2 protein-coding genes are annotated in these 826 nt (G+C 38.3%); both read right to left on the minus strand.

The features are described 5' to 3' along the window. A partial coding sequence (locus tag IQR33_RS34205) for an ATP-binding protein (RefSeq protein WP_228014104.1) occupies window positions 1-401 on the minus strand: 401 nt, incomplete at its 3' end. 226 nt (window positions 402-627) lie between these two features. Beyond that, window positions 628-826, minus strand: a 199-nt coding sequence (locus IQR33_RS34210) for a YgjV family protein (protein WP_228014105.1), incomplete at its 5' end; no start/stop codon positions are given.

Genomic DNA, 826 nt, shown 5'->3' on the forward strand with positions numbered 1-826 from the left:
TTGTCGTCTTTAGGCTTAAAGTCATATCTGATCTTGTATGTTTCTTCATCTCCATCAGCAACAATCCACTTAGCCAACAGTGCAGTTTCATAAGCATCTTTAGGATCAGCGAACTCAACGGTTACTGATACTTTAGGAATCTTTTTTAGTTGATTCTCTTCAGTGTCATCACTGACAACAGACTTTAGAAAACCGATAACGGCATCTTTGTTGATATCAGAAACACTCAAACGCTTCTGGTTGAAGTCTATTTGGTTGCCGCTCAACGGTAACGAAAGTGCGGTGAAAAAGTTCGTCTTACCAGTATCGTTTTCACCAATGACAACTGTTAGCTGTTGGAGCTGTGCTTCGAAAAAGCGGAAGCTGCGATAGTTGTTGATCGTTACCTTTCTGATGTACATAAGAATTTCCCTAAAAAGCATACAAGCGCATATGCCACTAATGTACTACAGGTCATGTGGTTATTGTATTGCTCCAACTACTTGTTGGTTCCTAAGTGTGATCGCACGTAACTCGGAAATGTCCAAAAATGATTTAGAGTTAATAGTGATTTAGACCTTATGAATATCCCTTACCAAAAATCTTCCATTTTCATCGTGTTTGTCACTTAAGTATTAACATATGCATTCATATAGACTTGTTTTTAATCAACAGACTCAGATGTATCCCATAATAACGATAATAGCCGATAATATTGCTGCCAAGAAACAGCAGCTCCATCAGTACAGCGGTAGGAGAACCTGCAAGATAATTGTGTATTAGCCAGAGAAAAGTTCCGACAATCATTAATTGACGTAAACGCTGATCACTTTTACAAAATGCAGCT

Source organism: Vibrio sp. OPT46, from assembly GCF_015163535.1.
In the GTDB taxonomy this organism is placed as follows: domain Bacteria; phylum Pseudomonadota; class Gammaproteobacteria; order Enterobacterales; family Vibrionaceae; genus Vibrio; species Vibrio alginolyticus.